Origin of the sequence: Leptospira congkakensis, from assembly GCF_004770265.1 — a bacterium.
Classification (GTDB): Bacteria; Spirochaetota; Leptospiria; order Leptospirales; family Leptospiraceae; genus Leptospira_A; species Leptospira_A congkakensis.
The window spans coordinates 45258-68094 of record NZ_RQGQ01000020.1; the positions used below are offsets into that span (position 1 = coordinate 45258).

Consider the following 22837-nt stretch of genomic DNA (forward strand, 5'->3'; position numbering starts at 1 on the left):
TTAGAAATTAAAAAGGATAGATGCCGAGAGTTTTTCGAACGTCTTCTAGTTTGGATTCCGCTGCGGCTTTTGCTTTTTCCTTTCCTTCTTTTAGAACTTGGTGCACATAATCTAAGTTTTGTGTCAGTTCTTCGCGTTTTACACGGAAAGGGGCAAAATGGTTTAGAATGGAATCGAGAAGATCTTTTTTGAGATCTCCATATCCGGCTCCACCTCGTTTGTATTTTTCAATTTGTGATTCTTTTTCCGTTTGGGAAAGAAAAAGCGAATGGATTTGAAAGATAACAGAGGTTTCTGGATCTTTTGGTTCTTCTATGGCACGAGAATCGCTCACAATCGACATAACTTTCTTTTTGATTTCTTTTTCTGTTCCAAAGAAGTCGATGGTGTTTTGATAAGACTTGGACATCTTGGCTCCGTCCACACCAGGTATTATTGCCGTGTTTTCATCAATATCTGGTTCAGGGATTGTTAATACCTGTCCAAATTGGGAATTGAATCTTTCTGCGATGTCACGAGCAAATTCTAAATGTTGTTTTTGGTCTTTTCCTACGGGAACTTTTTCTGCAGAAAAAAGTAAGATGTCACTTGCCATGAGTACGGGATATGTAAAAAGTCCAGCCCCTGGAACAAATCCTTTTGCCACTTTGTCTTTAAAGGAATGAGCAAGTTGTAATTGAGAAACAGTGATGGATTGGGATAGATACCAAGTGAGTTCTGTCACTTGTGGAACATCGCTTTGAACCCAAAATACAGATTTTTTTGGATCAACACCTAGTGCAAGTAAGTCGATCGCACATTCTAAAGTGAAAGTTTTTAATTCTTCTTTGGATCGGAATGTTGTGAGTGCATGTAAGTTTGCGATGAAAAGAAACAACTCTTCTTTGGATTGGTAGTCTAAGATTTTTTTGATCGCAGAAAAATAATTACCTAAATGAAGTTTGCCTGATGGTTGTAATCCAGTAAGGACTCTCATGATTCTCCTTCTGTATCGGAAAGGTCAATTGGATCGGAAGTGTTTTTGTTTTCCAAAGATTCCGAACTCGCAATTTCACCACCTTCTTTGTTGAAAGTCGAGTAAGTGAGTCTTTCGTATTCTTTATTTAATTTGATGAGTTCTTGTTCGATTTTGCGGTGAGCTGTGAGTTTAGATGTGGTTGCTTGGTCTTTGAAGATTACCGCATAGTTGTATAAATACTTTGTGAATTGTATAAAGACATCTTCCACTTTCATTCCATTGATTCGTTCTTTGGCCACAACGGATTTTTCAGAATGAGGAATGAATCTTTGTGCAATTTTAACTTCTTCAATGACTTTATCTTTTGTAGATACGATTTTATCGTTCACTTTCCCTTTGGCTTCTGTGGCTTTTGCCATCAAATGGTTTTCTACAATGATATTGAGTTTGCCTGCAAAACTTCCGAAAAATTCAGAAGATTCTTGTAATGCGAGAACGATTGTTCCTGCAATTTGATCGTTGGCTGCATTCCCTGTGCTGTTATCCATTCCGTATTGTTGGAAACTGTATTGGAAACTTGGAAATTTTTTGTTAAAATTATCTATGGTTCTGACGAGTGAATTGAGTTGGTCAATTTCATTTCTGAATAGTCCTGGTTGGATGAGAAGGAGTTCTTGGTTTTGGTTTTTATCACCAAGGCGGACATATCCTTCAATTAAGTTGATATATACTGTTTGTAAATCACGTAACAAAAGATAAACGAGTCTATGCGGTTGTGATTTGTAACTATTTTTGACTGTTTGGCTTTTTGCCGATTCTGGCATATGGTGTGCCATAAAATCATCCACAACAACATTCAAAAAATCAAAACTGATTTTTCCTTTGTCATCAATAGAGAAATAACGAGTCCGTAAATTCGTTAGTTCTTCTTTTTTGAAAGATCTGGTATTGATATCGTCAGAAATTTTAGCAACAGTGATCTCCACTTCTTTTTGGATTTCACGAGCTGCTTGGAATTTATGTTCTTGGATGGCCGGTACTCGTAAATCAGCTACGATCTCTGGCCAAGTATACATTTTTTTCTTAGCAACAATATAAAAGGCAGTAATAGCATCAGTTAACCTGGGTTTGTTGTTCTCTAAGTTGAGAGCATAGTTCACACCTTCCATAATTTTGTTTAGTTTTGGTGTGAGTTTTTCATCCATCTTGACTATGTCGGGTAAATTGGATAAAATGATATCTTTTGCATCATCTCTTTGTAAAAAACGCACATAAAACATCTGCATTTTGAGAGAACGTTCTAAGAAAATATCTGCGGAAATTTTATCTAAGATAAGGGCATCAAGGGATGCAAAAGAATTAAAAAACTTATTAAAATTATTGATGATATTATAAACAAGCGGAGTCCAAATCCTCCAACCTTGTTGTTCTGATACACGGAGAGCTTGAATGGTTGGGATGAGGACATCTTCTTTCAGTCCACGAAAAATCTTTTCCACATTATTCGAGATAGTAGGGTTCCTACCAAAAAGTCCAATGTCGATGGTTCCTGTATCTTTTCCAAATTTACCGATAGAGTTGTTTGGATTTCCTGCTCCACCACCAAATAATCCCGCAAGTAAACCACCACCTTGTCTTTGTTCGATGGCCCTTTTTTTTGCGGGGTTTTGTTTTTGTTTGGCACTATCGATTGTGACTAAGTCACTAGAACGTTTTGGTTTAGGTTCTGGAGTATTGGTGCGAGAAATGATTTCTCTTTTTGGTTGTTCTCTTTCGGGAAGTCCTCGATCGCGGCTGTCTTCTTTTTTTGGTTTGTTTTTGTTTTCAAAATCTTCATCCACTTTTCGGATGAGGTCAATACGAATGAAGACGTCGTTTGATTTTAAGATAGCCTCATCGATGAGCTGTTGGTGTTCCGGTGTCCGCGTTTTACGGTACAAGTCGGCGAATACCCTATGTGCTTCTGTACGTGAGACTGGAGTCACAATCACTCCTTTTGGTTGAGAGGGTTCTCAACAATTTGTGAGCTTGTGGGAGGTTGAAAGTTAAATAGTCCGGTTCCAAGACCAATATTTGTAGCAATGCCAGAGAAGGCTACTTCAGTGATTTCTTCATCGGAACGTTTCATTTTGAGTACACGAGGTAGGTCGTTTTCGGAAACAACCAAGATAATTTCATTATAACGCTTTGTATTAGAAGTAAGACGAAAAGTTCTGCCACTTACCGACACATTTTCGTAACCAGAAAGAAGGCCACCAAGGCCACCCGAAACACCTTTCAGGTCTTGTTTTCCTGCAATCGATGAGTCTGGATTGTAAAACCATAAAATTCGACCATTGGAAGAAATGATCCTTCCATCACTGAAACGAACGTGGAGTTGGTTTGGGCTTTTGAAGGAAACTACACCAGTCAGACCACCATTGATGGCAACTGAGGCGCGAAAACTTTCAAGGGAATTCATTTTGCCAATGACGGCATTCAGACGATCCCTTCCATCCTCTGCCCAAAGGAAACCCGTTTGGACAGAGAAAAGGAGAACAATCGAAAATTTAGGAAGGAAATTCCTCAAAGTTTGATAGTTCGTATTGGGAATTAACCCAATACTTTTTTGAACTCAGAAGTAAGTGCAGGCACTACTTCGAAAAGGTCTGCAACCACACCGTAAGTTGCTACTTTGAAAATAGGAGCATCTCCATCTTTGTTGATGGCAACGATGTATTTAGAAGAACCCATACCTGCTAAGTGTTGGATGGCTCCGGAGATACCACAAGCAATGTAACAGTTAGGGGAGACAGTTTTACCTGTTTGTCCTACTTGGTGTGAGTGAGAAATCCAACCAGCATCTACAGTCGCACGGGAAGCACCAAGTGCTGCACCAAGAGTATCAGCCAAGTCTTGGATGATAGGCCAGTTTTCTGGTCCTTTGATTCCGCGTCCGCCAGATACAATGATAGAAGCATCAGCAAGTTGCACTTTGTTTCCACCAGAAAGATCTTTAGAGATAGACTTAGTTCTTACTTCACCAGCTGCTGCACCAGATTTTTCTACTGCACCTGCTCCGTCTTTAGGAGTTACTTCTTGTGAGTTAGCACGAACTGTAAAGATTTGAATGTCAGAAGTGACTTTGAAATTTGCATACGCTTTTCCAGAGTAAATTGGTTTCTTAGCAACCACTTTACCACCGTCAACAGAAAGACCAACCGCATCCGCAACGATTCCAGCATTTGCTTTGATCGCTACTCTTGCAGAGTATTCTTTTCCTTGCGCAGAGTGTGGAATTAAAACCACTGCTGGTTTTTTCTCTTGGATGATTGCAAAAATTCCATTTGCATAACCTTCAGGAGAAAATTCACCAAGGTTTGCACCGATTACTGTATCAGCACCAACCGCTTTCAAATCACCTGCAAACGTATCAACGTTTTCAGTAATGACTACTGTATGAACTTTTCCACCAATGGAGTCCGCAATTTTGCGAGCTGCAGAAGTGAGTTCTTTTGAGATTTTTTTAAGTTCGCCGTTTTTTAATTCACCAACTACTAAAACATCAGCCATGTTCGTCTCCTTAGATGACCTTCGCTTCTTCGCGAAGAGCTTTTACAAGTTGAGATGCAAAACCTGCTGCATCTGCTGCTTCCAGTTTTCGACCAGCGATACGTGGAGGAGGTGGTTCGAGAGATACTACTTCGAGTTTAGATCCTGTTGCTCCGAGTTCTTCCGGTTTTTTAACATCTACCGGTTTTTTCTTCGCAGACATGATCCCTTTTAAACTTGGGTATCTTGGTTCATTCAAACCTTTTTGCGCAGTGACTGCTAGAGGAGCTGTAGTTTCTACTACTTCTGTTCCACCTTCGATTTCACGAGTTGCAGTTACTTTGTTTCCGTCAAACTCAAGTTTGAGGGCCATAGCTACGTGAGGAACATTCAATCTCTCTGCAATTTGAACTACAACTTGTGAGCTGTCAGTGTCGATAGATTGACGACCACCAATGACTACATCTGCATTTTCTGCTTTGATGAGGCTTGCAAGAAGTTCGGAAGTGTATGTAGAGTCAAAAGTTACATAGTCATCCACTTTTACATGAACGGCTCTGTCTACACCCATAGCATAGGCAGTGCGAAGAGCTTCTACTGCACGGTCTGGGCCGAGGGACACCGCGATGACTTCTCCACCGCTTTTTTCACGAATTCTAATTCCCTCTTCGATTGCAAATTCATCATAAGGAGAGATGATCCATTTTACGCCAGCTTCGTTGATCGATTTGTCGCCGACTTTGATATTGGTTTCCGTATCCGGAACCTGCTTTACTAGAACAACAATTTTCATTCCTTAACCCCGTTATCGTGGATTACCTAAGACCAGAAAACGTGAGGGAAGTCATAAGGGAAGTACATTATTCTCTCCAGAACGTGTATTTGCTCCAATTGTAGGCCCAAATGATCCAAAGAATGACAACAAGGACGTTTGCATCGGTTTTCAGGTAGAAGGAAAAGCCTAGGGTCAGAGGGAAGAGAAGGAAGAGGACAAAAGCGCTCAGGAGGACGAGATTCGGAGTGGATTTCCAGTCGTCTGTGGCCAGATGGATTTGCACTAGGATATTTTCTTCGGGATTTGACACCAATTTTCGAAATCGGAAAGAATAGAGTAGGACAAAGAGAAAAAGTGCAATCGAATGTAAGATGAGTAACCACATAAACCCACCCTAAATTTTAAGGAAGTAGGGAGAAGAAAAAAAAGATCTGGGGTAGGAAGAGTGGTAGGTAGGAGAATTCGCAAAGAGACTTGAATTGAAAGTTTCCTCCTCTCAAAAAACTGCAAACACCAAGCCATAGATAGGCGAGACCCATCCCCAAAAGAAAAGGAAGCTGGAGACCACCCCAAATTCCCATCCCCAAGAGAAGGAGAGAGCCCAAACACAAAAGAAAGCGGACAAACTTTCTTACGGTTTCTGGTTTCCCAAATTGGTTTAAGGTAAAGGTGTTTTGCACGAGATCAAATTCGCGGTCAGTATTGTAGGTGAGAAGGACGTTGGCGAATACATGGATCAAAAATATCCACACCAATGGATCCAAACAGGTAATGGATGTAAAAGGGGCGATCACACCTAAGGTATAAAATACGGAGACCAAAATTTCTTTGGGTATAGGAGAACAATAGGTCACTATCAAAATTAGGAAAAAAACAAAACTAAACGTTAGGGGAAAATTTCTCAGAAGGAAAGAAAATTCAAAGTAGATACCCGTGAAAAGAGAAAGGAAAATCATGAAGATCAAAAAACTAACAATAAGAAGTCGGAAATTTTGATAAAATATTCCTCGTTCTGAAAAGGGTTCCTTCTCTCGGAATGAATCCCATAGATGGTCTGCCAAATAAAGAGCCCAAACAGAACTGGTATAAAAAATTAGGAGGGTGAAACGAATCTTCTCGTTTCCATAAAGAGAAAAAAAGGAAAGGTTTGCCAAAAGCGAAACAAGGACATCGATCGCAAGGAAGGAGCTAAGTTTTCCGAATCGAATGGCAAATCCGTTTGGGAACATGATTCATTGAAATCCTAAGGATTCAAAATTTGCAAAAAGAAAATTCCCTTGCACCAAAACTTTCCGTGTTAGAATGTCTGGCTATGTTCGCCTCTATTGTTCGTGCCGTTCGTTCTGTTTACTGCATCCGAGACCAGTTCCCTCGTTATATGTCTGATCTTTTATTTCGAGAAGAACAAATGGGTGCTTTATTTGCGGTTCGGTTTCGGTATGTGATTGGAGTGGCCCTGGTTGCCAGCGCGGTTGCCAATCTCAGCAATATAGATTCTATTTTTGGATACTTGATTAACTTTGTTGGGATCACAATTTATTTTTTAAATACGTTTATCCATTATCAAATTCTAAAGAAAAGTAGGGGTCATTGGAAAACAAAATATGATTATATTAGTTTGTTTATCGATAACCTACTCATAACGGTTACCATTTATAATTGGTACATTTTAAAAGGAGAAGGAAACCCAAACTTTCTTGTCAAAACTCCTTTGGTTGTATTTTATCTTTTGCCATTGTCTTTGAGTTTGTTTCAATACCGGTTTTCACTCGTTAATTTTTCCTTTGTTTGTTTTCTAATCAGTTATTATGGATTTCTTTTTTATGCCTTAGTCGATACAAATTCTGTTAGCGGTATGGATTGGCATGAGTATGTACTCGGAGACCAAATCATTTTGTCGGATGCTTCTGTGACCAAACCTACTGTGTATCTGGTTTTGGTTTTTGCGATCTCCTATGCGATCTTTCGAAGCCTAAGGATGTTATTGAAATTTGCGGCCGCAGAATCCCAAAAAACAACTTTGTCTCGTTACTTTTCACCAGATCTGGTTTCTGAAATTGTATCGGAGCCTGAAGTGATTGCAAAAGGCAAACGACAAAAGGTTACCGTACTTTTTAGTGATATCAGAGGATTCACTCAGTTTTCGGAACCTATGGATCCAGAAGAACTTTCCATCTTCTTAACAGAATTTCGCCGTCGTATGGTGCGTGCCATTTTTAAACACAGCGGAAGTTTGGATAAATTCATTGGGGATGCGGTGATGGCTACCTTCGGTACTCCTTCTCCTTCCGACAAGGAGGGAGAAGATTCTAAAAATGCAGTCCTTGCCGCCAAGTCTATGTTAGAGGAATTAAACAGTTGGAACCAGGAGCGAACTTCTAAGGGAGAGTCTGAAATCAAAATTGGAATCGGGATTCATGCGGGAGAAGTTTTTTGCGGAAGTATTGGTTCCGAAGAGAGAATGGAATACACCGTCATTGGAGATACGGTGAATACAGCATCACGTATCGAATCTGCGTGTAAAGATTTGGGAGTTTCTTTTTTGATTTCGGAAGCAGTTTGGTTGGAGACAGGTTCTCCTCTTGGTTGGGATAAAAAAGAATCTGTATCTCTTTCTGGAAGAGAACAAAAAATTCATTTATATGCACCAAACTTAGTTTAGGAGGCCATATTGATTTTGTAAACAGCTTCGTGAAGGGCAGGGTTCAGTTCGGGATCAATGATATAAATGACACGAGATGTACCAGCTTGTAAGGCCAAGTCCATAATGGCTTTTCTACGATCGATTTTAATACTATGCAAATCAAAATCAGCAATTTTGAATTTGTTTCCTTTTTGAAATACAGGATTGATGCTGCATATTCTTTGGAGTTTGGGTCTTGTTTGGTAACGGCCTACTTCTAATACAATACAAATGTCAAAATGCGCACGTCTCTCTGAATCCACGGAAGCAGTGATGACAAAGTCTCCAAAGTTCACAATGTTTTCGTTGTTAGTGAGAGAACTTCCTACATAATCCAATAGATGTCTGATGTTTTTGTTACTATAAGAAAAAAATGAATCGTTTAGAATCATTTTCAGTGCCGTGGAGGATTTGAATGCAGGTCTCCAAGGTTGATTGGAAGTGAGGGATGCGTATTCGCTGGCAAGGGAAAGTATGGCAATGTCTTCTTCAAAACTTCCAGAGGTAACATTGTTTTCTTGTAAGTGGAGTTGGAGCTCAATGTCTTGTGTGATTCTTTCTTTTCCGACTTCTTTATTGTATTTATCACGAACTGACATGAGTTTGGTGAATAAAGACCTTGGATCAGGAAAGTTATTGTTTACGCCGTTCCCGCGGTAAGGTCTATGATGGTTTAAAATTAAAGTGCGAACATGGGAATCAATTTCTGGAGCAGGAAGAGTCATCAAATAACTGATGATAGGATGTTGTTGGACAACGGCATATTCTTCTTTGGTGAGTTTAGGATTGTTTTTGATATCAAGCCTAGAGTATCCTACATCCGCCAAATAACTTGCCATCATTAGACTCAAATGGTCTTTTTTATTGGATTCTTCTTTCCCTTCGTTCACGATCTTTTTGGTGCGAACCTTCATCCCCATCGCCACAACAGTGCGTTTGGTCATAAGCTCTGATTCTACAGAAACCCCAGCCACTCCCAGGATTTCTAAAATATTAAAAATACCAAGTTCGTAATCAGGATTGCTAGTGAAGTCGGTGAGAAGTTCGTTCACAGAGTTTTGAACGAAAACAGCTTGTTCTGAAGAGAAAGAGGTTTTGCGAAGATCTTCGATGAGTGCTTGGGATTGTTTGGCAAAACGAGACGTTTTTTCCTGATCAAATAGTTTGGTTGTGCGACCAGGTTCTAAAAATGTATGATCATTGCCGTGATGTTTGGCTTTTTTCAATTCAGAAATAAGAAAGTAAACCCCTTGCATTTCGAACTTGAGTAGTTTTCCAAAATCTGCTTCTGTAGGGTTTCTTTTTTTATGAATGAGGATTTGTCCGTCCTTGTTGTAAAGGTCGAGAGGGATATTATTATTTTTGCGGAAGCTGTTTAAAGATTCTTCAGTTAACTCAAATTTGGCGAGCTTATCTCGAGGTACTATGTTTGTATCGTTAGTGCTCATTGCATTTCGGTTGATTCGACGAAAGATTTTTTCGAATGTTTTAGTGATGTTTCAATAGAATCAATAAATTGTAAAGTATTCCTGTATTTAATGATTAGTTTTTATCATCTAGGATTTTCCTCATAGGATAATCACTAATTATAAGTAGTTCTTCTATTGGTAAATGTAGTTTTTGTTTTATCATTATGAAACTTGTGTCAATAATGAAATTGTAGGATAACTTTGGTTAGTGTATTCCGCTATCTTTAAGCGTAACATAGATTTCTTTACTGATTATCTGTTCGTTTTTGTAGCAATTTCGCTAGTTGGAATGTAGAGAGCTCTGGTTTTTTCGTTTACAGGTTCAGGAAAAGTACGAAAAAATATTCTCTATGAGTATCGTTACTACAAAAAAATCATCACTAGATTTATTCAATCCCACAGAAGACCATTTGGCGCTCCGCGAGTCAGTGGCGTCCTTTGCAGAAAGGGAAATGGACGAACAAGCCAAAGAAAACGATGAAAAAGAAACGTTTAATACAATGTTATTCAAACGTCTTGGTTCCGAACTTGGAATTTTTGGAATCACAGTGCCTGAGGCCGATGGTGGTCATGGACTGGATCCTCTTGCCTCTGTCATCATCCATGAAGAGATGTCTAGGTTTGATCCCGGATTTACTTTATCATATTTAGCCCACGAAGTACTTTTTGTGAATAATTTTTTCTATAGTTCTAATTCTTCTCAAAGAAGTCGTTATTTGAGTAAGGTGATCACTGGGGAATGGATCGGTGGTATGGGAATGACGGAACCTGGGGCCGGAACTGATGTCCTTGGAATGACCACACATGCAGTGAAGAAGGGAGATCGTTATATCATCAATGGAGTGAAACAATACATCACCAACGGATCCATTGGTCAGGTTTTTGTTCTTTATACCAAGTTAGAAAAAAATGGAAAAAAGATGACGTCCTTTGTCATTGAATCGTCTTACAAAGGTTTTTCGGTCGGTAAAAAAGAAGAAAAAATGGGAATGCGTTCTTCACCAACAACACAACTTGTGTTCGAAGATATGGAGGTTCCTGAAGAGAATTTACTTGGTGTAGAAAATGGTGCTGTTACCCATATGATGCGCAATTTAGAAATTGAACGAGTGACACTGGCAGCACAATCACTTGGGATTGCTCGTCGCTGTATCGATATCATGTGTGATTATACCATTCGTCATAGAGAAGCCTTCGGTAAAAAATTAATGGAGTTTGGCCAAATCCAAAGGATGGTGGCTGAGTCTTATGCAGATTACCAAGCCGCACGTGCTTTGGTATACCAAGTGGCAAGTGAACTTGGACCTGACGTTCGTAACTCGCTTGGTGCTGCTTCTGCAAAACTTGTGGCCACTCAAATGGCGGAACGTGTTTCCAGAAATGCCATCCAAGTATTAGGTGGGTATGGGTATTGCCGCGAATATCCGGTGGAACGATTACACAGGGATGCCATTTTACTCAGTATTGGTGGCGGAACGAACGAAGCCATGCAAAAGAACATTGCCAGTGACTTAAAAAAACTTTGGTCTGAGTGATCCCATTTTTTTAAATAGTATCTGTCCTCTCGTTGACTTCTGTCTACAAGGAGGATGGATATAGATTGGGATGTAGTGGTCATTGGTTCCGGGTTTGGTGGCCTTAGTGCCGCTTTGTCCCTTTCTGAAAAAGGCAAAAGAGTTTTGGTTTTAGAAAAAAGCACGGCTCCTGGTAGTTGTGCATCTAGTTTCCGAAAGAGTGGTTTTGTCTTTGAATCAGGGGCAACAACTCTCGTCGGTTTGGAACCTGGACTTCCTTTCCATAAACTCTCTACCGAATTCAAAATTCAATTTCCTCTTATCCCTCTAAAACGATCGATGGTGGTTCATTTGCATGAAAAAACCATTGAACGTTATAGGGATCGCGCAGAATGGAATAAAGAGGCCAAACGTGTGTTCGGTGGTGGTTTGCGGATGGAGGTATTTTGGAAACTTTGTTTTTTTATCTCTGATTCACTTTGGAGTTTGTCCGAGAGATACAAATTCTTTCCTTTTAAAAATCTTTCCGATGTATGGAAATCGATTGGTTCGTTTCGACCTTCAGACGTAATTGTTTTATTTTTTTCTTTTATCTCCTTACGTTTGGTTTTAATCTCTTTGGGTCTGACTCAGAACAAGGAATGGATTCGGTTTTTAGAAGAACAACTTTTGATCACAAGCCAAACAACATCGACAAAAATTTCCATGGCCTTTGCCTCCGTTGGTCTCACTTACCCACAATTACAAAACTATGTTGTTCGGGGAGGAATGGTATCTCTTGCGGAAACGATCCTGAGTCGAATAGAAGCCAATGGCGGAAAGATTCTCTACAAACAAGAAGTCACAGATCTGAAAAAAATCAGTTTTGCCGAAGGGAAGGAGGATTTGGTTTGGGAGTTAAGAACTAAAAATAGAGAGAATTTTTTATTTTATGCTCCATTGGTGGTTTCGAATCTTCCTATTTGGAACCTAACAGAGATTACTGAGGATCTACCAAAACTAAAAAAGAAAACTACAAAGTTTGAAAAAGGAATTTGGGGTGCTTTTTCCATGGGGATTGCCATACAAACCAATCCTTCCGAAGAATGGACAAAAACAGAATGCCTTCACCACCAAATCCATTTGAAGGACGGTCTGCCATATGGAGGAGGAAATTCGCTTTTTCTTTCTCTTTCCCATCCCGAGGATCCCATTCGTTCCCCAGAAGGCATTCGTATCCTTTCGTTTTCTACCCATATAGAAAATCCTGAATCTTGGATTCGGGATGTTTCTTACCCAGAAAAAAAGAAAAAAATAGAATCGATCATCATTCAAACCTTAGTAGAAAAGTTCCCTTGGTTTCAAAAAGACAAAATTTTATTTTTACATTCTGCAACGCCTGTTACATGGAAAACCTGGACAGGTAGGAAATTTGGTAGGGTGGGAGGGATTCCCAGTTCCTATTTTTCGAATCCATTCAAAATGTTGAGTAACCGTTCGGAAGATCCAAATTTACTTCTTACGGGAGATACTGTCTATCCAGGCCAAGGAATTCCGGCCGTAGTCCTTGGTGGCCTTCATGCTGTAGAACAATTCTCTGATCGAAAGAGAGGTTGATTTTCGAAACCGGTCGTAGAGCCTGGGCGAAACGATGGTTCGCCTTCCTAAGATTTTCATCCAAGTGCCGGGAACTTCTGCCAACTTGGGGCCCGGTTTCGATCTCATGGGCCTTGCATTGGATCTTCGTAATGAATTTGAATTTAGTTTTTCTAAAGAAATTACGGAATCTAAAACCGAATTAAAAAACGGGCAGAAGTTGCCATTTTCTGCAAAAGAAGATTTGGTTTATCAGTCTTACCTTTCTTATTTCCAAAAATTTTTACCAAGTATAAATCCACCACCTTATCATTGTAAAATGACCTTGGCCTTACCTTTGAAGGGTGGGCTTGGTTCCAGTGCCTCGGCCATTGTGGCGGGGCTAACACTTGCTCGCGAAGTTCATAAAAGGATCGAACCAAAATCCTTACCTACAGAACCGGATTTTACTCAGTATTTGGCTGAGTTCGAAGGTCATCCTGACAATACACTACCGGCTTATTTGGGTGGGTTTGTGTTCGCCTACTCTACATTTGGTGAACCTTTGCGGTATTTTAGAAAAAAATTCCCGTCTTCCGTTTCCATTTTTGTGTTAACTCCAGAGTTTCATGTTTCTACAGAAGAATCTAGGAAAGCACTTCCTAAAACGTATACAACCTCTGATGTTATTTTTAATTTGTCTAGGATTGGTGCATGGATGCATTTTTTAGACAAACGTAAGTTTGGTGACCTTCTTGTCGGTTTGGAAGATAAAATGCATACTCCATACCGAATTCCAAATACCTCTCCACTATTTGGTTTGGCGGAGTCTTTGAAAGAAGCAGGTATTGGTTATTGTTTGTCGGGTTCGGGACCAAGCCTACTAATGTTTCTCGAAAGAAAGGCTGTCAAAACAAAACAGGCAGAATTGGAAGAGATGGTAAAAAAAGGAATGTTGGCTTCTGGAATTTCGTATCAATTTCGACGAGTGAAACCAGATGGGCTCGGGGTTCGCATCCAAACAAAATAGTTTAGTCTTCTTCGGCTCCTTCTTCTTTTCCGAACCCGTAAACATCACCTCTAAACCGAATCTTTCTGTTAATCCCTGGTTGGATTTTTCCCACTTCGAAAGTAAATTTCATCCGTTCTTTTCCAGACCGGTTGAAATAAAAAGAAGAGGTGAGGGAGACTTCAATAAAATTCACCATCCGTTCTTTTGTTATTTTATCCGAGATTCGAAATTCGGCAGGGTGGCCAATGATTTCATAAGATTCAAAACTTTCTTTGGATTCCATTTTTCCATAATGTTCCATTCTTGGAGGTTTGTAGAAAGTTGGACCGTTTTTTAAAACAGTAATGGTATAATCTTCGCTATCTCTACTTTTTTTGAATTGGAAGATGAGATGGTCTTCCGTGATCGCATTACAACGAGTAGCCAGTTGTCCCGTTTTACTTCCCACTTGGAAACTTGCGAATCGGCTTAGTTCATCCACGACAAGATCATATTTGTCCCCAGTTTGGACTGGAATGAAGCGGTCTGAATCTTTTCTGGATATGATCGGATGGATGAACTGGTTGTACACAACAAGTCCTAGTCCTAAAATGGAAACGGTTAAGATCCCGCTAAGGACTAGGATGAAGCTATCAAGAATGGCAATACTAAGAAACAATCTTACCTTTTTGTATCTACCTTATGGTTTTTGAGGGACGGTAGGGGAGTTCGTGTGACAAGAGAAAGTAAGTCTTTCACTTCTTCCGGGGAAATGATTTGGTTTAATTTTTCTTCCAAAGACGCAGGAGTTGGTTTTAAAACCAGATCTTCCGGTTTCACTTTTGACTCTAGTTCTTTTTCCACCCCTTTGTTTCCCCGCAATTCTTGGGATTTTTCAGGAAGGGATTCTTTTCCATCCTCTGATTGTTTCCCCGTTTGGGTTGGGAGCGGGGGAGGAACCGTTAGGTGCGAATTTCCTTGAATGTTGATTATGTTCATTTTTCCCAAACCTCCGTGTTCAGGATCAGCTTTTGAGAAAAAATTGTCTTTTCCCTCCCTCAGATTTTCGGATATTTGCGAGATGGCTTTAGCGAAAATCGACTATTTTTTTAGCTTTTTTCCGTTTGATTGTCCGCTTTATGGCCGAGAAGCTGGCAGGGATGGAAAATATTTTTAAAAAGTGGATGGAAAATCCCATCTCCAAAATCGTCCTAGCGACCAACCTCGTTTTCGCCCTACTCTTTATTGTCAGTGTTCCTTCCTTTGTTCGGGAATACATTACCCAAGATGCAGTCAGTATCGGCGGAAAAAAATATGACCTGAGTGATGTGAAAGAAACTTCTCCCATTGCTTATTCAAAATTCCAGTCAGAATACAAAAGTCTTATCAAAAACACACTCGGTGAATTTGCTCAAGACAAACTATTCGAACTGGTTGCTAAAGATAAAAACATCAAACCATCTGAAGTATTAAATCAAGGATTCACTCCTAGAGAACCATCCGAAGAAGAAATTCTAAATGTTTATATGTCCAACAAGGCTCAGTTAGGTGGAAAATCCTTAAATGAAACAAAAGATAAAATTGTTGGATTTTTAAAAAACCAACAAGAACAAGAACATAGCCGAACTGTTTATCGTGATATCGTAACTAAATACCCTGTTGAATTTTTAATCAAAGAACCAGCCGCCGTCCGCGTGACAGTAGAAGAAAAAAATAATCCATCAATCGGACCGAAAGATGCAAAAATCACAATCATCGAATTTTCTGATTTTGAATGTCCATTTTGTAAACGAAGCCAAGATGTGAACCAACAACTTCGCGAAAAATACAAAGGTCAAATTCGTTGGGTGTTCCGTGATTTCCCGCTTCCTTTCCATCAAGATGCAATGTATGCTCACATGGCTGCTAATTGTTCCGTATCAGAAGGAAAGTATTGGGATGTATTCAACATACTTTTTGAAAACAGCGGGAACTTAGGTAAGGCGAATGTGGATGCTTTGGTTTTAAAAGCAGGTCTTTCTAAAGATAAATACCAAGCTTGTATGAAAGATGCATCTACTTTGAAAGCAGAAATTGATGCGGACATTCAAGACGGACAAAAAGTGGGTGTGAGCGGAACTCCTGCATTTTTTATCAATGGGATCTTTGTTTCGGGAGCTTTACCTTTCGAAAACTTTGATGAGATCATCCAAAAAGAATTAAAACAATAATCATAAATTATAAAATTAAAGGAAAATTTATATGAGCAAAAAAGTAAAAGTTGCTGTTACAGGTGCTGCCGGACAAATCGGATACGCACTCCTATTTCGTATCGCTTCAGGACAAATGTTTGGACCTGACACTGCAGTAGAACTCCAATTGTTGGAACTAGAACAAGCTCTTCCTGCTGCTAAAGGTGTTATCATGGAATTAGATGACTGTGCTTTTCCTCTTTTGGAAAAAGTATCTGTATCTTCTAACATCGATGAAGCGTTCCGTGACATCAACTGGGCACTCCTTGTTGGTTCTGTTCCAAGAAAAGCGGGAATGGAAAGGGGAGACCTTCTTAAAATCAACGGTGGAATTTTTACAACACAAGGAAAAGCAATCGAAAAGAATGCTGCAAGTGACGTAAGAGTTTTAGTTGTTGGTAACCCTTGTAATACAAACGCTCTCATTGCAATGAACAACGCAAAAGGGGTTCCGTCTGACAGATGGTTTGCGATGACAGGTCTGGATGAAAACCGTGCAAAAACACAACTAGCTCAGAAAGCAGGAGTTCTTGTAAAAGACGTTTCTAATGTTGCGATTTGGGGAAACCACTCTGCAACTCAATACCCAGACTTCTACAACGCAAAAATCCAAGGAAAAGTAGCAACTGACGTGATCTCTGACCACGAATGGTTGAAAGGTGATTTTATCTCTACCGTTCAAAAACGTGGAGCCGCAATCATCGCAGCACGCGGAGCGTCTTCTGCAGCATCGGCAGCAAACGCAGTAGTCGATACAGTGCATAACATTGTCACTCCTACAAAAGCTGGTGACTGGTTCAGTGCAGCTTGCCATTCCAATGGTGAGTATGGTGTGGACAAAGGTCTTATCTTTGGATACCCTTTGAAGTCTGATGGGAAAAAAGTAGAGATCGTTACTGGTCTTGAAATCAATGCTTTCGGTAAGGAAAAATTTGACATCACTCACAACGAGTTGAAAGAAGAAAGAAACGAAGTCAAAGATATGTTAGGTTAAACCCTTTTTAGTCTTAAAAGAAGTAATTCTCTAAAGACTAAAATTTCTGAATTTAAGGAAAGCTCGCTCACCGATTGGTTGCGGGCTTTTTTATTCCCGACCAGCTAACCAATTTTCCAATTGAATTAAAAATACATCCGGCCTTTCCAAAAAAGGTAAGTGACTGGATTTTTCCATTACAGTCATTTTAATATCTGGAAACTCTTTTAAAATAGGTTCCCAAGTATAATAGGGTGCGACCTGGAAATCTTCTTTCCCCATACAAATCCAAATGGGAACCTTAAGTTTTTTGAAATAATCTGAAACAACAATATCCCGAAAGACTTCTCCAAACAAATGATCAAAGGCAAGTTTGTTTGTATGGATTCCTTTCCAAAACATCCGAGAAGGAAACGGAACTTGGTAGAATCCTTTTGCTTCCAAACTCACACAGTAATGGATGAAAAAATCCGAAGGTGTCTCCTTTATATTTTTTTGAAACTGGATTTGGTTTTGTAAATGTGCCGTTTTACGAGTGTCAGATGCTTGCCTGTCGAAATAAACTTCTGCCTCTAACATGGGACTTCCGTGGCTTGGGCCTGTGGAAATCATTCCGAGGTGGGAGACCTTGTTTGGATATTTGTCTGCATAGCTTAGCGCCATATACCCATGACCTGAATGGCCAATGACAGGACAGGAAGGGATACCTAACTCTGTTTGTATGAAGGAAAAGTCCTCTAGTAATTTTTCTAAACAGTAATCATCCGTTGTTTCTTTTTCCGAACGAGTTCGTTTGGCAAATCCTCTTTGATCCACCACGGTGATTTTGTATCTCTTCGCCATCTCTAGGGGGATGACTCTCGGATAATACAAAGCACTTCCGATCCAAAATAGAGGAGGGCCCTCTATATTGTTCTCTGCCACTTGGAGGGCAAATCCCTCTCTTTCAATTGTTTGGTATTTCCATTCCATAACATTTCCTCAAGGTTAGAATAGTTTCTATTTTTTTATGTTTTTAATATAGTTGCTATATACAACTATATGGTTGCTATCTGCAACTAAAAAAGACTTGAAGGTTTCTAAAAAACAATTGGACTGGTGTAGTGAAAGGGAACGGGATAACGAATTACCTCGGGATTTATATGAGCGAAACTTTGCTTCTGATGAGGCGGTTTCTTGCGGATGAATTTTCAAAAAACAAAATCGGGATCCGGTTTGAGGAATGGATGCAAATTCTCCCTTTGGTAGAGTCAGAAAGTTTAAACCAAAAAGTTTTAAGTGAACGTTTGGTAAAAGACAAAACCACTGTTTCCCGACTTGTGGATGGTTGGGTGAAAAAATCATGGGTGAAACGAGAAGTTTCTCCACAAGACAAACGAAATTATGTTTTACGACTTACCAAAAAAGGAAAAGAAATTTGGGAAAAGGGACTTCCTATTGTCACCGCGGCTGATCTTGTGTTTAGAAAGGATTTAACAGAGGCAGATGAAAAGGAACTTTATTTGCTTCTTTTTAAAATCCAATCCTCTGTGCAGCTGAATGGGAATGGAAAATAAAATTAGGTAAGTTAAGAAACTTCTGCAAAGAAAAAACGATCTTTTTTAGAACTGTCTAAAATCCTTTTTGTAGAAACAAATCCTAAACCTCTCGCGATCTCTTCCAAATCATCCATATACAAAGGATGGGTTTCCATCATTAGTTTTCCACCCGGAAGTAGTCTCGATTTAACAGCAGATAACAATCGTTTGTGGAATTCTTTGAAATCAGAAACAAATAAGGCCATATGTGGTTCATAGTCTAAAACATCCGGCATTATTTCCGGTTTTTCTGATTCTGGGATATAAGGAGGATTAGAAACAATCAAATCAAATTGTAATTCTTTAGGAAGAGATGAGTCCAAATCAGAAACATAAAAATTGGTTCTGTCTTTGAGGTTGTATTTTTCTGCATTTCGGCGGCTCACATCGATTGCTTTTTCAGATAAGTCTGAGAGGGTCACAACGCTCGATGGTAGAAGCTGTGTTAGGCTAAGGCCAATACATCCACTTCCCGAACAAAGATCCCAAATTTGAATTTCTTTTGGTTCGACGAATGATAACTCTTCTTTTTTTTTCCAAAGGTAATCGACTAGTTCTTCGGTTTCCGGTCTTGGGATGAGAACATCATCCGTTACCAAGTATTCAAATTTATGAAATCCCTTTTTACCAGTAATATAGGCAACGGGTTTTCTTTTGCTTCGTTCAACAATTCGTTCGCGATAAATATCAATTTCTTTTTGGCCGAGTGGCATTTCAAATTGAGAATAGAGTTTGATCCGAGGGAGATTTAAAAGATCAGAAAGAATCCATTCTGCATCTACACGGGGATTTGGAATTTCCTTTTTTTCTAGAAATTCTGTAGATCGTTTTAGATAATAAAGAAGAGTTCCTGGTTGTTCCGCCATATCTTATGCCCCCAACAGGATTCGAACCTGTGTCCCCAGTTTAGGAAACTAGTGCTCTATCCACCTGAGCTATGGGAGCTTTTACGTAGGTTTACGTTTCTGATTCACTATCCTTTGGAAATCGGAGATATTGTGAATAACAATTTTATCTGGATAGAGATCTAGTTTGCCAGTTTTTACATATTGCATGAGGACCTTTTGGACTTCACCGACAGGTTGGGCACACCAATTGGCAATATCGTCCACAGTGGCAGAAAGGATAATTTCATTGTATACATCGTTATTATACTGCTTTTCGTATAACATAACAAAGACGTCACATACTTTTCCAATGATATCATCCATGAGAAGGATCATAAGACGTCGTTTTTGGTCGTAAATTCGAAAGGAAAAAATATGAAGGAGTTTCATCGCAAGTGCTGGGTTTTTGGTCATCAGCATTTCGAAATTGGCACGATTGAAATTAAGGGCTTTCACTTCTGTCACGGCAATGGCAGTGGCAGAACGAGGTTGTTCCTCTAAAATAGCCATCTCTCCCAAAATATCTCCCGCTTCTAATACATCCAAGGTTTTGATACTGGTTCCAATGGTTTTTGTGATTTTGACTTTTCCTTCTTTGATAAGGTAAAAGTCGTTACCGGGTTCGTATTCACAAAACAAAACTTCGTTTGGTTGGAAGATCTTTCCAAATTTGCCAAACATAGCTTCCAACATTTGATCGTTCACTATTTGCCTCCTTTGAGTTTGGATTTAGCATCTTCAGAGATACTATCATCCAAAGGTGGCATTTGGGTTACCTTTTGGAATAACTGTTTTGACTTTTCTTTATCACCAGAGGCTTCTGTAGCAAGCGCTAGGTGGTAAAGATTTTCTTTAAGTAAAAGACCTTTTGGGTATTTTTTAATAAAACTAGAAAAATGAGTGATGGCACTTGGATAGTCTTTGGCTTTGAAACTAGATTTACCCATGTAAAATAATGAGTTTTCTACAAACTGTTCTTCTTCTTGAGTTACCGAATCTGTTCTTTCCGAAACTGTTTTGAATAGATCAATCGAATCTGCGTATTTCCCTGCATTCATAAGAGTAGAGGCTTTGTCATATTGGGAAAGGATAGAGTTTGGATCAATGTTGGAACCAGAGGTTTGCGATGGAACTGCCATTGTTTTTAACATCTCTTGGAGTTTCCCGGCCTGTGCTCCAGGTTCTGGTTTGTAAACTAACTCTTGTATGGTGAGAGGGAAAGGTGTTTTTTTGCGAGCTAGGTCAACAAGTTGTCTTGCCCGATCAACGTACATTCCGTCCGGATAATGTTGTAAGTATTTTTCAAATGCGTAGGCAGCGTGTTCGAAATTGCCATTTTTATAAAAAACTTCAGCAACGTTCATAAGTTCGAAAGCTGGATTCTTGGCTTCCCCTTGTCCGAGGATTTCCCTAACCTGGCGATGGACTTGCCTGAGTTGGCTTGAGAACACCTTTAGCATTTTGATGATGAGATGGGTTTTGTCTGAGACAAATTTCTCGAATTCTGGGACTTTGAAGACAAGAACTGTAGCGGCTCCTATGACTTGAGCCGTCTCTTCCCTTGGGTAACGACCGATGGCACTCTTAACTCCGAAAAACTCACCGAGTTTTACATCCTCTTTCAGCTCCACACCGTTGATATTCGTGTAAGTTAGTACAACACGACCTTTTTGTAGTACAAAGATATCCTCCGCCTTGTCTTTCTCGAAGTAGACGATGGAACCTCCTTTGTAATTACGTACTATGGGACCTGACAACTCATGCCTCGCTTGCGCTTCATTTTCAAAAATTAGGTAAAAAAGCCAAACTCTTTTTATAACCGACACTGTCAGAAACTTGTTTCAAGAGTTTTTTTGGTGAACCAGCAACCAATTTAGTTTTACCATCGATGGTAAATTCTTCTGTTTCTAAACCGAAATGAAGAAAGAGTGACTTGTATTCTTGTGACCCATAAATTGGGTATCCATCAATCACAACAAGATCAATATGTTTCCAAGAAAGTTCCGACACATGGATTTCCGTATCTTTTTTATCATCGTTTATTATGAGTAAATCTGCAGAAAGACCTGGCATAAGTGCATCTGGATTGCCTAATCGAAAGGCTTTTCTTGGGTTTTCTGTAATCATTTTAAGTAATGTAGATTCTGGTAATTCTTCCCCATACAATCCAAAGTAAATTGATTTTGCTGTTTTTAATTCTTCTAAAAGGTTTAAGGATCCACTTGGTGAAAAATCTGTCCCCAAACATACGTTAACTCCCATATCTAAAAAGAGTTTGATGTTTGTTGTTTTGCCAAAGATATGAAGGTTGGAAGTCGGGCACCAAACAACAGAAGCACCTTTTTCTAAAATTTTTTCTACTTCTTTGTGTCCAAATGGCAAACAGTGAACCAGTACAGAATGTCCGCCAAGAGCATCCATTTTTTCCAAATGACGCAGAGATAATTTCGAATCATCATCGAGTCCTTCTGCAAGATGGGTCACAAAGGGAAGGCCTGCATGTTCTGCCATTCTATATTCAAGTGCCGGGCCTTCTCCCCAACCCAAACTATAATTTCCAATGGAATGAGCTAACGTATAATCGGAGATGAGTTTTACCGGAAGAATCCCCCGAAATGGATTTTGTACATGATGAGGAATATGATCAAACACAGTTGTGACACCTGCAAAAAGGTTTTTATAGGCACCGAGATAATATAAAATTTCAGGATCTACTTGTTGTCGTTCGGCAAACACTCCTGAACTTTTATACAAATTGTCATAAGACAACCAGGATTGGTGTTTTTCGGTTCCTCCCACTTTGGGAAGGTAACTTGCGAGTAAGTGGTCGTGGGAATTGATAAAACCAGGATAGAGTTTTTTTCCTTTTAAGGATACAGTGAATGAGTCTTGTTTAGGCGATAGAGAAGAATCAATCGCAGTGATTTTTTCACCTTCGGAAAGCAGATCCAAGGTCTCTAGTTTTCCGTTACGATAAACGGAACCTGATTGGAATAGGACAGGGTTTGCCATTAGATTCCGTTCTCCAGAATTCGTTCGGGATTTAAACTTTGTTTTTGTTTGTTCACTTGAAAGTAGAGGCCTTTGTCTTTGGATAAAATTCCGAGTCTGTCTTTTGGTTTCACTTGTTGGCCTTCTGTGACTTGGATTCGTTCAAGATTTCCATACACAGTATAGAGTCCATTTTGGTGTTCTAAAACCACAAAGTTTTCATACCCATCCATATAATCTACATGCACTACTTTTCCAGGAAGACTCGCCCGTACAAGGGACGAGGTTCCTCTTTGGAATTGAATCCCTTTATGAGGATCATAAGTGAGTTCTGAAAATTTCTTTAATACTCTTTCTTTTTTATCCAAAGGGTAGGAGGGTTTTTCTTTGATGAGTGATTCGGGAGAAACAGAAACCTTTTCATTCCCTTTGGGAATCCTAAGCAGTTCTTTTTCATATAAATTTTCAGAGGTGGTACGGCCATTTAACTTGGCTAAGGTTTCAGCGGAGATTTTGAATTTTTTAGCAATCCCAAACCAGGAATCCCCTTTTACCACACGGTAAGAAGATGGAATTTCGGGTTTTTGACTTTGTTTGGCGGAAACTGGGGATAGAAGGAAGATACCCAAAAAGAATAGAATGTATCGAAGTTTTCGCATTCGCTGTCCCTTCTAAATGTATCGACAGCTAAAAGAGAGAGGGC

23 protein-coding genes and 1 tRNA gene are annotated in these 22837 nt (G+C 39.5%); 7 read left to right on the plus strand and 17 right to left on the minus strand.

Features of this window, described 5'->3' with window-relative positions; all coding sequences use genetic code 11:
• Positions 1 to 7: 7 nt before the first annotated feature.
• From trpS to EHQ70_RS17705, 7 genes are all read right to left on the minus strand, one after another.
• Entirely contained in the window at positions 8 to 976 is a 969-nt protein-coding gene (trpS, locus tag EHQ70_RS17675; protein WP_135588660.1) for a tryptophan--tRNA ligase, read from the minus strand.
• A complete protein-coding gene (locus EHQ70_RS17680) occupies positions 973 to 2943 on the minus strand; it encodes a hypothetical protein (RefSeq protein ID WP_135588662.1) in 1971 nt (656 codons plus the stop codon). Before EHQ70_RS17680 ends, trpS begins: the two co-directional genes overlap by 4 nt.
• Positions 2944 to 2945: 2 nt before the next feature.
• Complete coding sequence (locus EHQ70_RS17685) at positions 2946 to 3527, minus strand: LolA family protein (protein WP_135588664.1); 582 nt, start codon at positions 3525 to 3527, stop codon at positions 2946 to 2948.
• Positions 3528 to 3550: 23 nt separating this feature from the next.
• Positions 3551 to 4510, minus strand: a complete 960-nt coding sequence (locus EHQ70_RS17690; protein WP_135588666.1) for an electron transfer flavoprotein subunit alpha/FixB family protein — start codon at positions 4508 to 4510, stop codon at positions 3551 to 3553.
• Between the two features lie 10 nt (positions 4511 to 4520).
• Entirely contained in the window at positions 4521 to 5282 is a 762-nt protein-coding gene (locus EHQ70_RS17695) for an electron transfer flavoprotein subunit beta/FixA family protein (protein ID WP_135588668.1), read from the minus strand.
• Between the two features lie 67 nt (positions 5283 to 5349).
• Positions 5350 to 5649, minus strand: coding sequence for an LIC10362 family protein (locus EHQ70_RS18790; protein WP_135588670.1), 300 nt, complete (start codon positions 5647 to 5649; stop codon positions 5350 to 5352).
• Positions 5650 to 5665: 16 nt separating this feature from the next.
• Positions 5666 to 6493, minus strand: coding sequence for a hypothetical protein (locus EHQ70_RS17705; RefSeq protein ID WP_135588672.1), 828 nt, complete (start codon positions 6491 to 6493; stop codon positions 5666 to 5668).
• An 83-nt stretch (positions 6494 to 6576) separates the two neighbouring features.
• On the opposite strand from EHQ70_RS17705, the gene EHQ70_RS17710 reads away from it, so the two are divergent.
• The gene (locus tag EHQ70_RS17710) at positions 6577 to 7926 is read left to right on the plus strand and encodes an adenylate/guanylate cyclase domain-containing protein (protein WP_135588792.1); all 1350 of its coding nucleotides are present in this window, start codon (positions 6577 to 6579) and stop codon (positions 7924 to 7926) included.
• Here the strand turns inward: EHQ70_RS17710 and EHQ70_RS17715 are convergent.
• Entirely contained in the window at positions 7923 to 9395 is a 1473-nt protein-coding gene (locus tag EHQ70_RS17715) for an HD domain-containing phosphohydrolase (protein WP_135588674.1), read from the minus strand. The two genes, EHQ70_RS17710 and EHQ70_RS17715, sit on opposite strands and share 4 nt — an antisense overlap.
• Positions 9396 to 9766: 371 nt before the next feature.
• Here EHQ70_RS17715 and EHQ70_RS17720 point away from each other — a divergent pair, with 371 nt between their 5' ends.
• The 3 genes from EHQ70_RS17720 to thrB are packed head-to-tail and all read left to right on the plus strand — an operon-like array spanning position 9767 to position 13514.
• Positions 9767 to 10951 carry an acyl-CoA dehydrogenase family protein gene (locus EHQ70_RS17720; RefSeq protein WP_135588676.1) on the plus strand — a complete coding sequence of 395 codons (1185 nt, stop codon included), beginning with the start codon at positions 9767 to 9769 and terminating at the stop codon, positions 10949 to 10951.
• A 54-nt stretch (positions 10952 to 11005) separates the two neighbouring features.
• Positions 11006 to 12526: a phytoene desaturase family protein gene (locus EHQ70_RS17725; RefSeq protein WP_135588678.1), complete on the plus strand. Its 1521-nt coding sequence runs from the start codon at positions 11006 to 11008 to the stop codon at positions 12524 to 12526.
• Between the two features lie 34 nt (positions 12527 to 12560).
• Positions 12561 to 13514 carry a homoserine kinase gene (thrB, locus tag EHQ70_RS17730; RefSeq protein ID WP_135588680.1) on the plus strand — a complete coding sequence of 318 codons (954 nt, stop codon included), beginning with the start codon at positions 12561 to 12563 and terminating at the stop codon, positions 13512 to 13514.
• Between the two features lies 1 nt (position 13515).
• Here the strand turns inward: thrB and EHQ70_RS17735 are convergent, their stop codons facing one another.
• Both EHQ70_RS17735 and EHQ70_RS17740 read right to left on the minus strand, forming a co-directional pair.
• On the minus strand, positions 13516 to 14154 hold the full coding sequence (locus EHQ70_RS17735; RefSeq protein WP_135588682.1) for a hypothetical protein: 639 nt from the start codon (positions 14152 to 14154) through the stop codon (positions 13516 to 13518).
• 2 nt (positions 14155 to 14156) lie between these two features.
• Positions 14157 to 14474, minus strand: a complete 318-nt coding sequence (locus tag EHQ70_RS17740; RefSeq protein ID WP_135588684.1) for a hypothetical protein — start codon at positions 14472 to 14474, stop codon at positions 14157 to 14159.
• Between the two features lie 161 nt (positions 14475 to 14635).
• On the opposite strand from EHQ70_RS17740, the gene EHQ70_RS17745 reads away from it, so the two are divergent.
• Together EHQ70_RS17745 and EHQ70_RS17750 are read left to right on the plus strand one after the other, a co-directional pair.
• Entirely contained in the window at positions 14636 to 15685 is a 1050-nt protein-coding gene (locus EHQ70_RS17745; RefSeq protein WP_135588794.1) for a DsbA family protein, read from the plus strand.
• Between the two features lie 31 nt (positions 15686 to 15716).
• Positions 15717 to 16700 (plus strand): malate dehydrogenase, encoded by a 984-nt coding sequence (locus EHQ70_RS17750; protein WP_135588686.1) that lies wholly within the window; start codon positions 15717 to 15719, stop codon positions 16698 to 16700.
• A 90-nt stretch (positions 16701 to 16790) separates the two neighbouring features.
• On the opposite strand, the gene EHQ70_RS17755 is transcribed toward EHQ70_RS17750, so the two are convergent.
• Positions 16791 to 17651 carry an alpha/beta fold hydrolase gene (locus tag EHQ70_RS17755; protein ID WP_135588688.1) on the minus strand — a complete coding sequence of 287 codons (861 nt, stop codon included), beginning with the start codon at positions 17649 to 17651 and terminating at the stop codon, positions 16791 to 16793.
• Between the two features lie 170 nt (positions 17652 to 17821).
• On the opposite strand from EHQ70_RS17755, the gene EHQ70_RS17760 reads away from it, so the two are divergent.
• Positions 17822 to 18235, plus strand: coding sequence for a MarR family winged helix-turn-helix transcriptional regulator (locus EHQ70_RS17760; protein ID WP_135588690.1), 414 nt, complete (start codon positions 17822 to 17824; stop codon positions 18233 to 18235).
• A gap of 11 nt (positions 18236 to 18246) precedes the next feature.
• On the opposite strand, the gene prmC is transcribed toward EHQ70_RS17760, so the two are convergent.
• The 6 genes from prmC to EHQ70_RS17790 form a co-directional block, all read right to left on the minus strand.
• Positions 18247 to 19122 carry a peptide chain release factor N(5)-glutamine methyltransferase gene (gene prmC / locus EHQ70_RS17765; protein WP_135588692.1) on the minus strand — a complete coding sequence of 292 codons (876 nt, stop codon included), beginning with the start codon at positions 19120 to 19122 and terminating at the stop codon, positions 18247 to 18249.
• Between the two features lie 6 nt (positions 19123 to 19128).
• A tRNA-Arg gene (locus EHQ70_RS17770) sits at positions 19129 to 19201 on the minus strand.
• A gap of 2 nt (positions 19202 to 19203) precedes the next feature.
• Positions 19204 to 19836, minus strand: coding sequence for a Crp/Fnr family transcriptional regulator (locus EHQ70_RS17775; RefSeq protein ID WP_167481731.1), 633 nt, complete (start codon positions 19834 to 19836; stop codon positions 19204 to 19206).
• Positions 19837 to 19847: 11 nt separating this feature from the next.
• Entirely contained in the window at positions 19848 to 20900 is a 1053-nt protein-coding gene (locus tag EHQ70_RS17780; RefSeq protein WP_135588696.1) for a tetratricopeptide repeat protein, read from the minus strand.
• Between the two features lie 25 nt (positions 20901 to 20925).
• Positions 20926 to 22155, minus strand: a complete 1230-nt coding sequence (locus EHQ70_RS17785; protein ID WP_135588698.1) for an amidohydrolase family protein — start codon at positions 22153 to 22155, stop codon at positions 20926 to 20928.
• A complete protein-coding gene (locus tag EHQ70_RS17790; RefSeq protein WP_135588700.1) occupies positions 22155 to 22793 on the minus strand; it encodes an LIC_10271 family cell wall hydrolase in 639 nt (212 codons plus the stop codon). Before EHQ70_RS17790 ends, EHQ70_RS17785 begins: the two co-directional genes overlap by 1 nt.
• Positions 22794 to 22837 lie beyond the last annotated feature (44 nt).

What these genes read in the sequence shown, in the direction of transcription:
- EHQ70_RS17775 (WP_167481731.1), bottom strand. Translation starts at nt 19,836, where the DNA reads ATGTTGGAAGCTATGTTTGGCAAATTTGGAAAGATCTTCCAACCAAAC.
- EHQ70_RS17750 (WP_135588686.1), top strand. Translation starts at nt 15,717, where the DNA reads ATGAGCAAAAAAGTAAAAGTTGCTGTTACAGGTGCTGCCGGACAAATC.
- EHQ70_RS18790 (WP_135588670.1), bottom strand. Translation starts at nt 5,649, where the DNA reads ATGTGGTTACTCATCTTACATTCGATTGCACTTTTTCTCTTTGTCCTA.
- EHQ70_RS17760 (WP_135588690.1), top strand. Translation starts at nt 17,822, where the DNA reads ATGAGCGAAACTTTGCTTCTGATGAGGCGGTTTCTTGCGGATGAATTT.
- EHQ70_RS17695 (WP_135588668.1), bottom strand. Translation starts at nt 5,282, where the DNA reads ATGAAAATTGTTGTTCTAGTAAAGCAGGTTCCGGATACGGAAACCAAT.
- thrB (WP_135588680.1), top strand. Translation starts at nt 12,561, where the DNA reads ATGGTTCGCCTTCCTAAGATTTTCATCCAAGTGCCGGGAACTTCTGCC.
- EHQ70_RS17785 (WP_135588698.1), bottom strand. Translation starts at nt 22,155, where the DNA reads ATGGCAAACCCTGTCCTATTCCAATCAGGTTCCGTTTATCGTAACGGA.
- EHQ70_RS17755 (WP_135588688.1), bottom strand. Translation starts at nt 17,651, where the DNA reads ATGGAATGGAAATACCAAACAATTGAAAGAGAGGGATTTGCCCTCCAA.
- EHQ70_RS17705 (WP_135588672.1), bottom strand. Translation starts at nt 6,493, where the DNA reads ATGTTCCCAAACGGATTTGCCATTCGATTCGGAAAACTTAGCTCCTTC.
- trpS (WP_135588660.1), bottom strand. Translation starts at nt 976, where the DNA reads ATGAGAGTCCTTACTGGATTACAACCATCAGGCAAACTTCATTTAGGT.
- EHQ70_RS17690 (WP_135588666.1), bottom strand. Translation starts at nt 4,510, where the DNA reads ATGGCTGATGTTTTAGTAGTTGGTGAATTAAAAAACGGCGAACTTAAA.
- EHQ70_RS17725 (WP_135588678.1), top strand. Translation starts at nt 11,006, where the DNA reads ATGGATATAGATTGGGATGTAGTGGTCATTGGTTCCGGGTTTGGTGGC.
- EHQ70_RS17715 (WP_135588674.1), bottom strand. Translation starts at nt 9,395, where the DNA reads ATGAGCACTAACGATACAAACATAGTACCTCGAGATAAGCTCGCCAAA.
- EHQ70_RS17710 (WP_135588792.1), top strand. Translation starts at nt 6,577, where the DNA reads ATGTTCGCCTCTATTGTTCGTGCCGTTCGTTCTGTTTACTGCATCCGA.
- EHQ70_RS17790 (WP_135588700.1), bottom strand. Translation starts at nt 22,793, where the DNA reads ATGCGAAAACTTCGATACATTCTATTCTTTTTGGGTATCTTCCTTCTA.
- prmC (WP_135588692.1), bottom strand. Translation starts at nt 19,122, where the DNA reads ATGGCGGAACAACCAGGAACTCTTCTTTATTATCTAAAACGATCTACA.
- EHQ70_RS17740 (WP_135588684.1), bottom strand. Translation starts at nt 14,474, where the DNA reads ATGAACATAATCAACATTCAAGGAAATTCGCACCTAACGGTTCCTCCC.
- EHQ70_RS17745 (WP_135588794.1), top strand. Translation starts at nt 14,636, where the DNA reads ATGGAAAATATTTTTAAAAAGTGGATGGAAAATCCCATCTCCAAAATC.
- EHQ70_RS17720 (WP_135588676.1), top strand. Translation starts at nt 9,767, where the DNA reads ATGAGTATCGTTACTACAAAAAAATCATCACTAGATTTATTCAATCCC.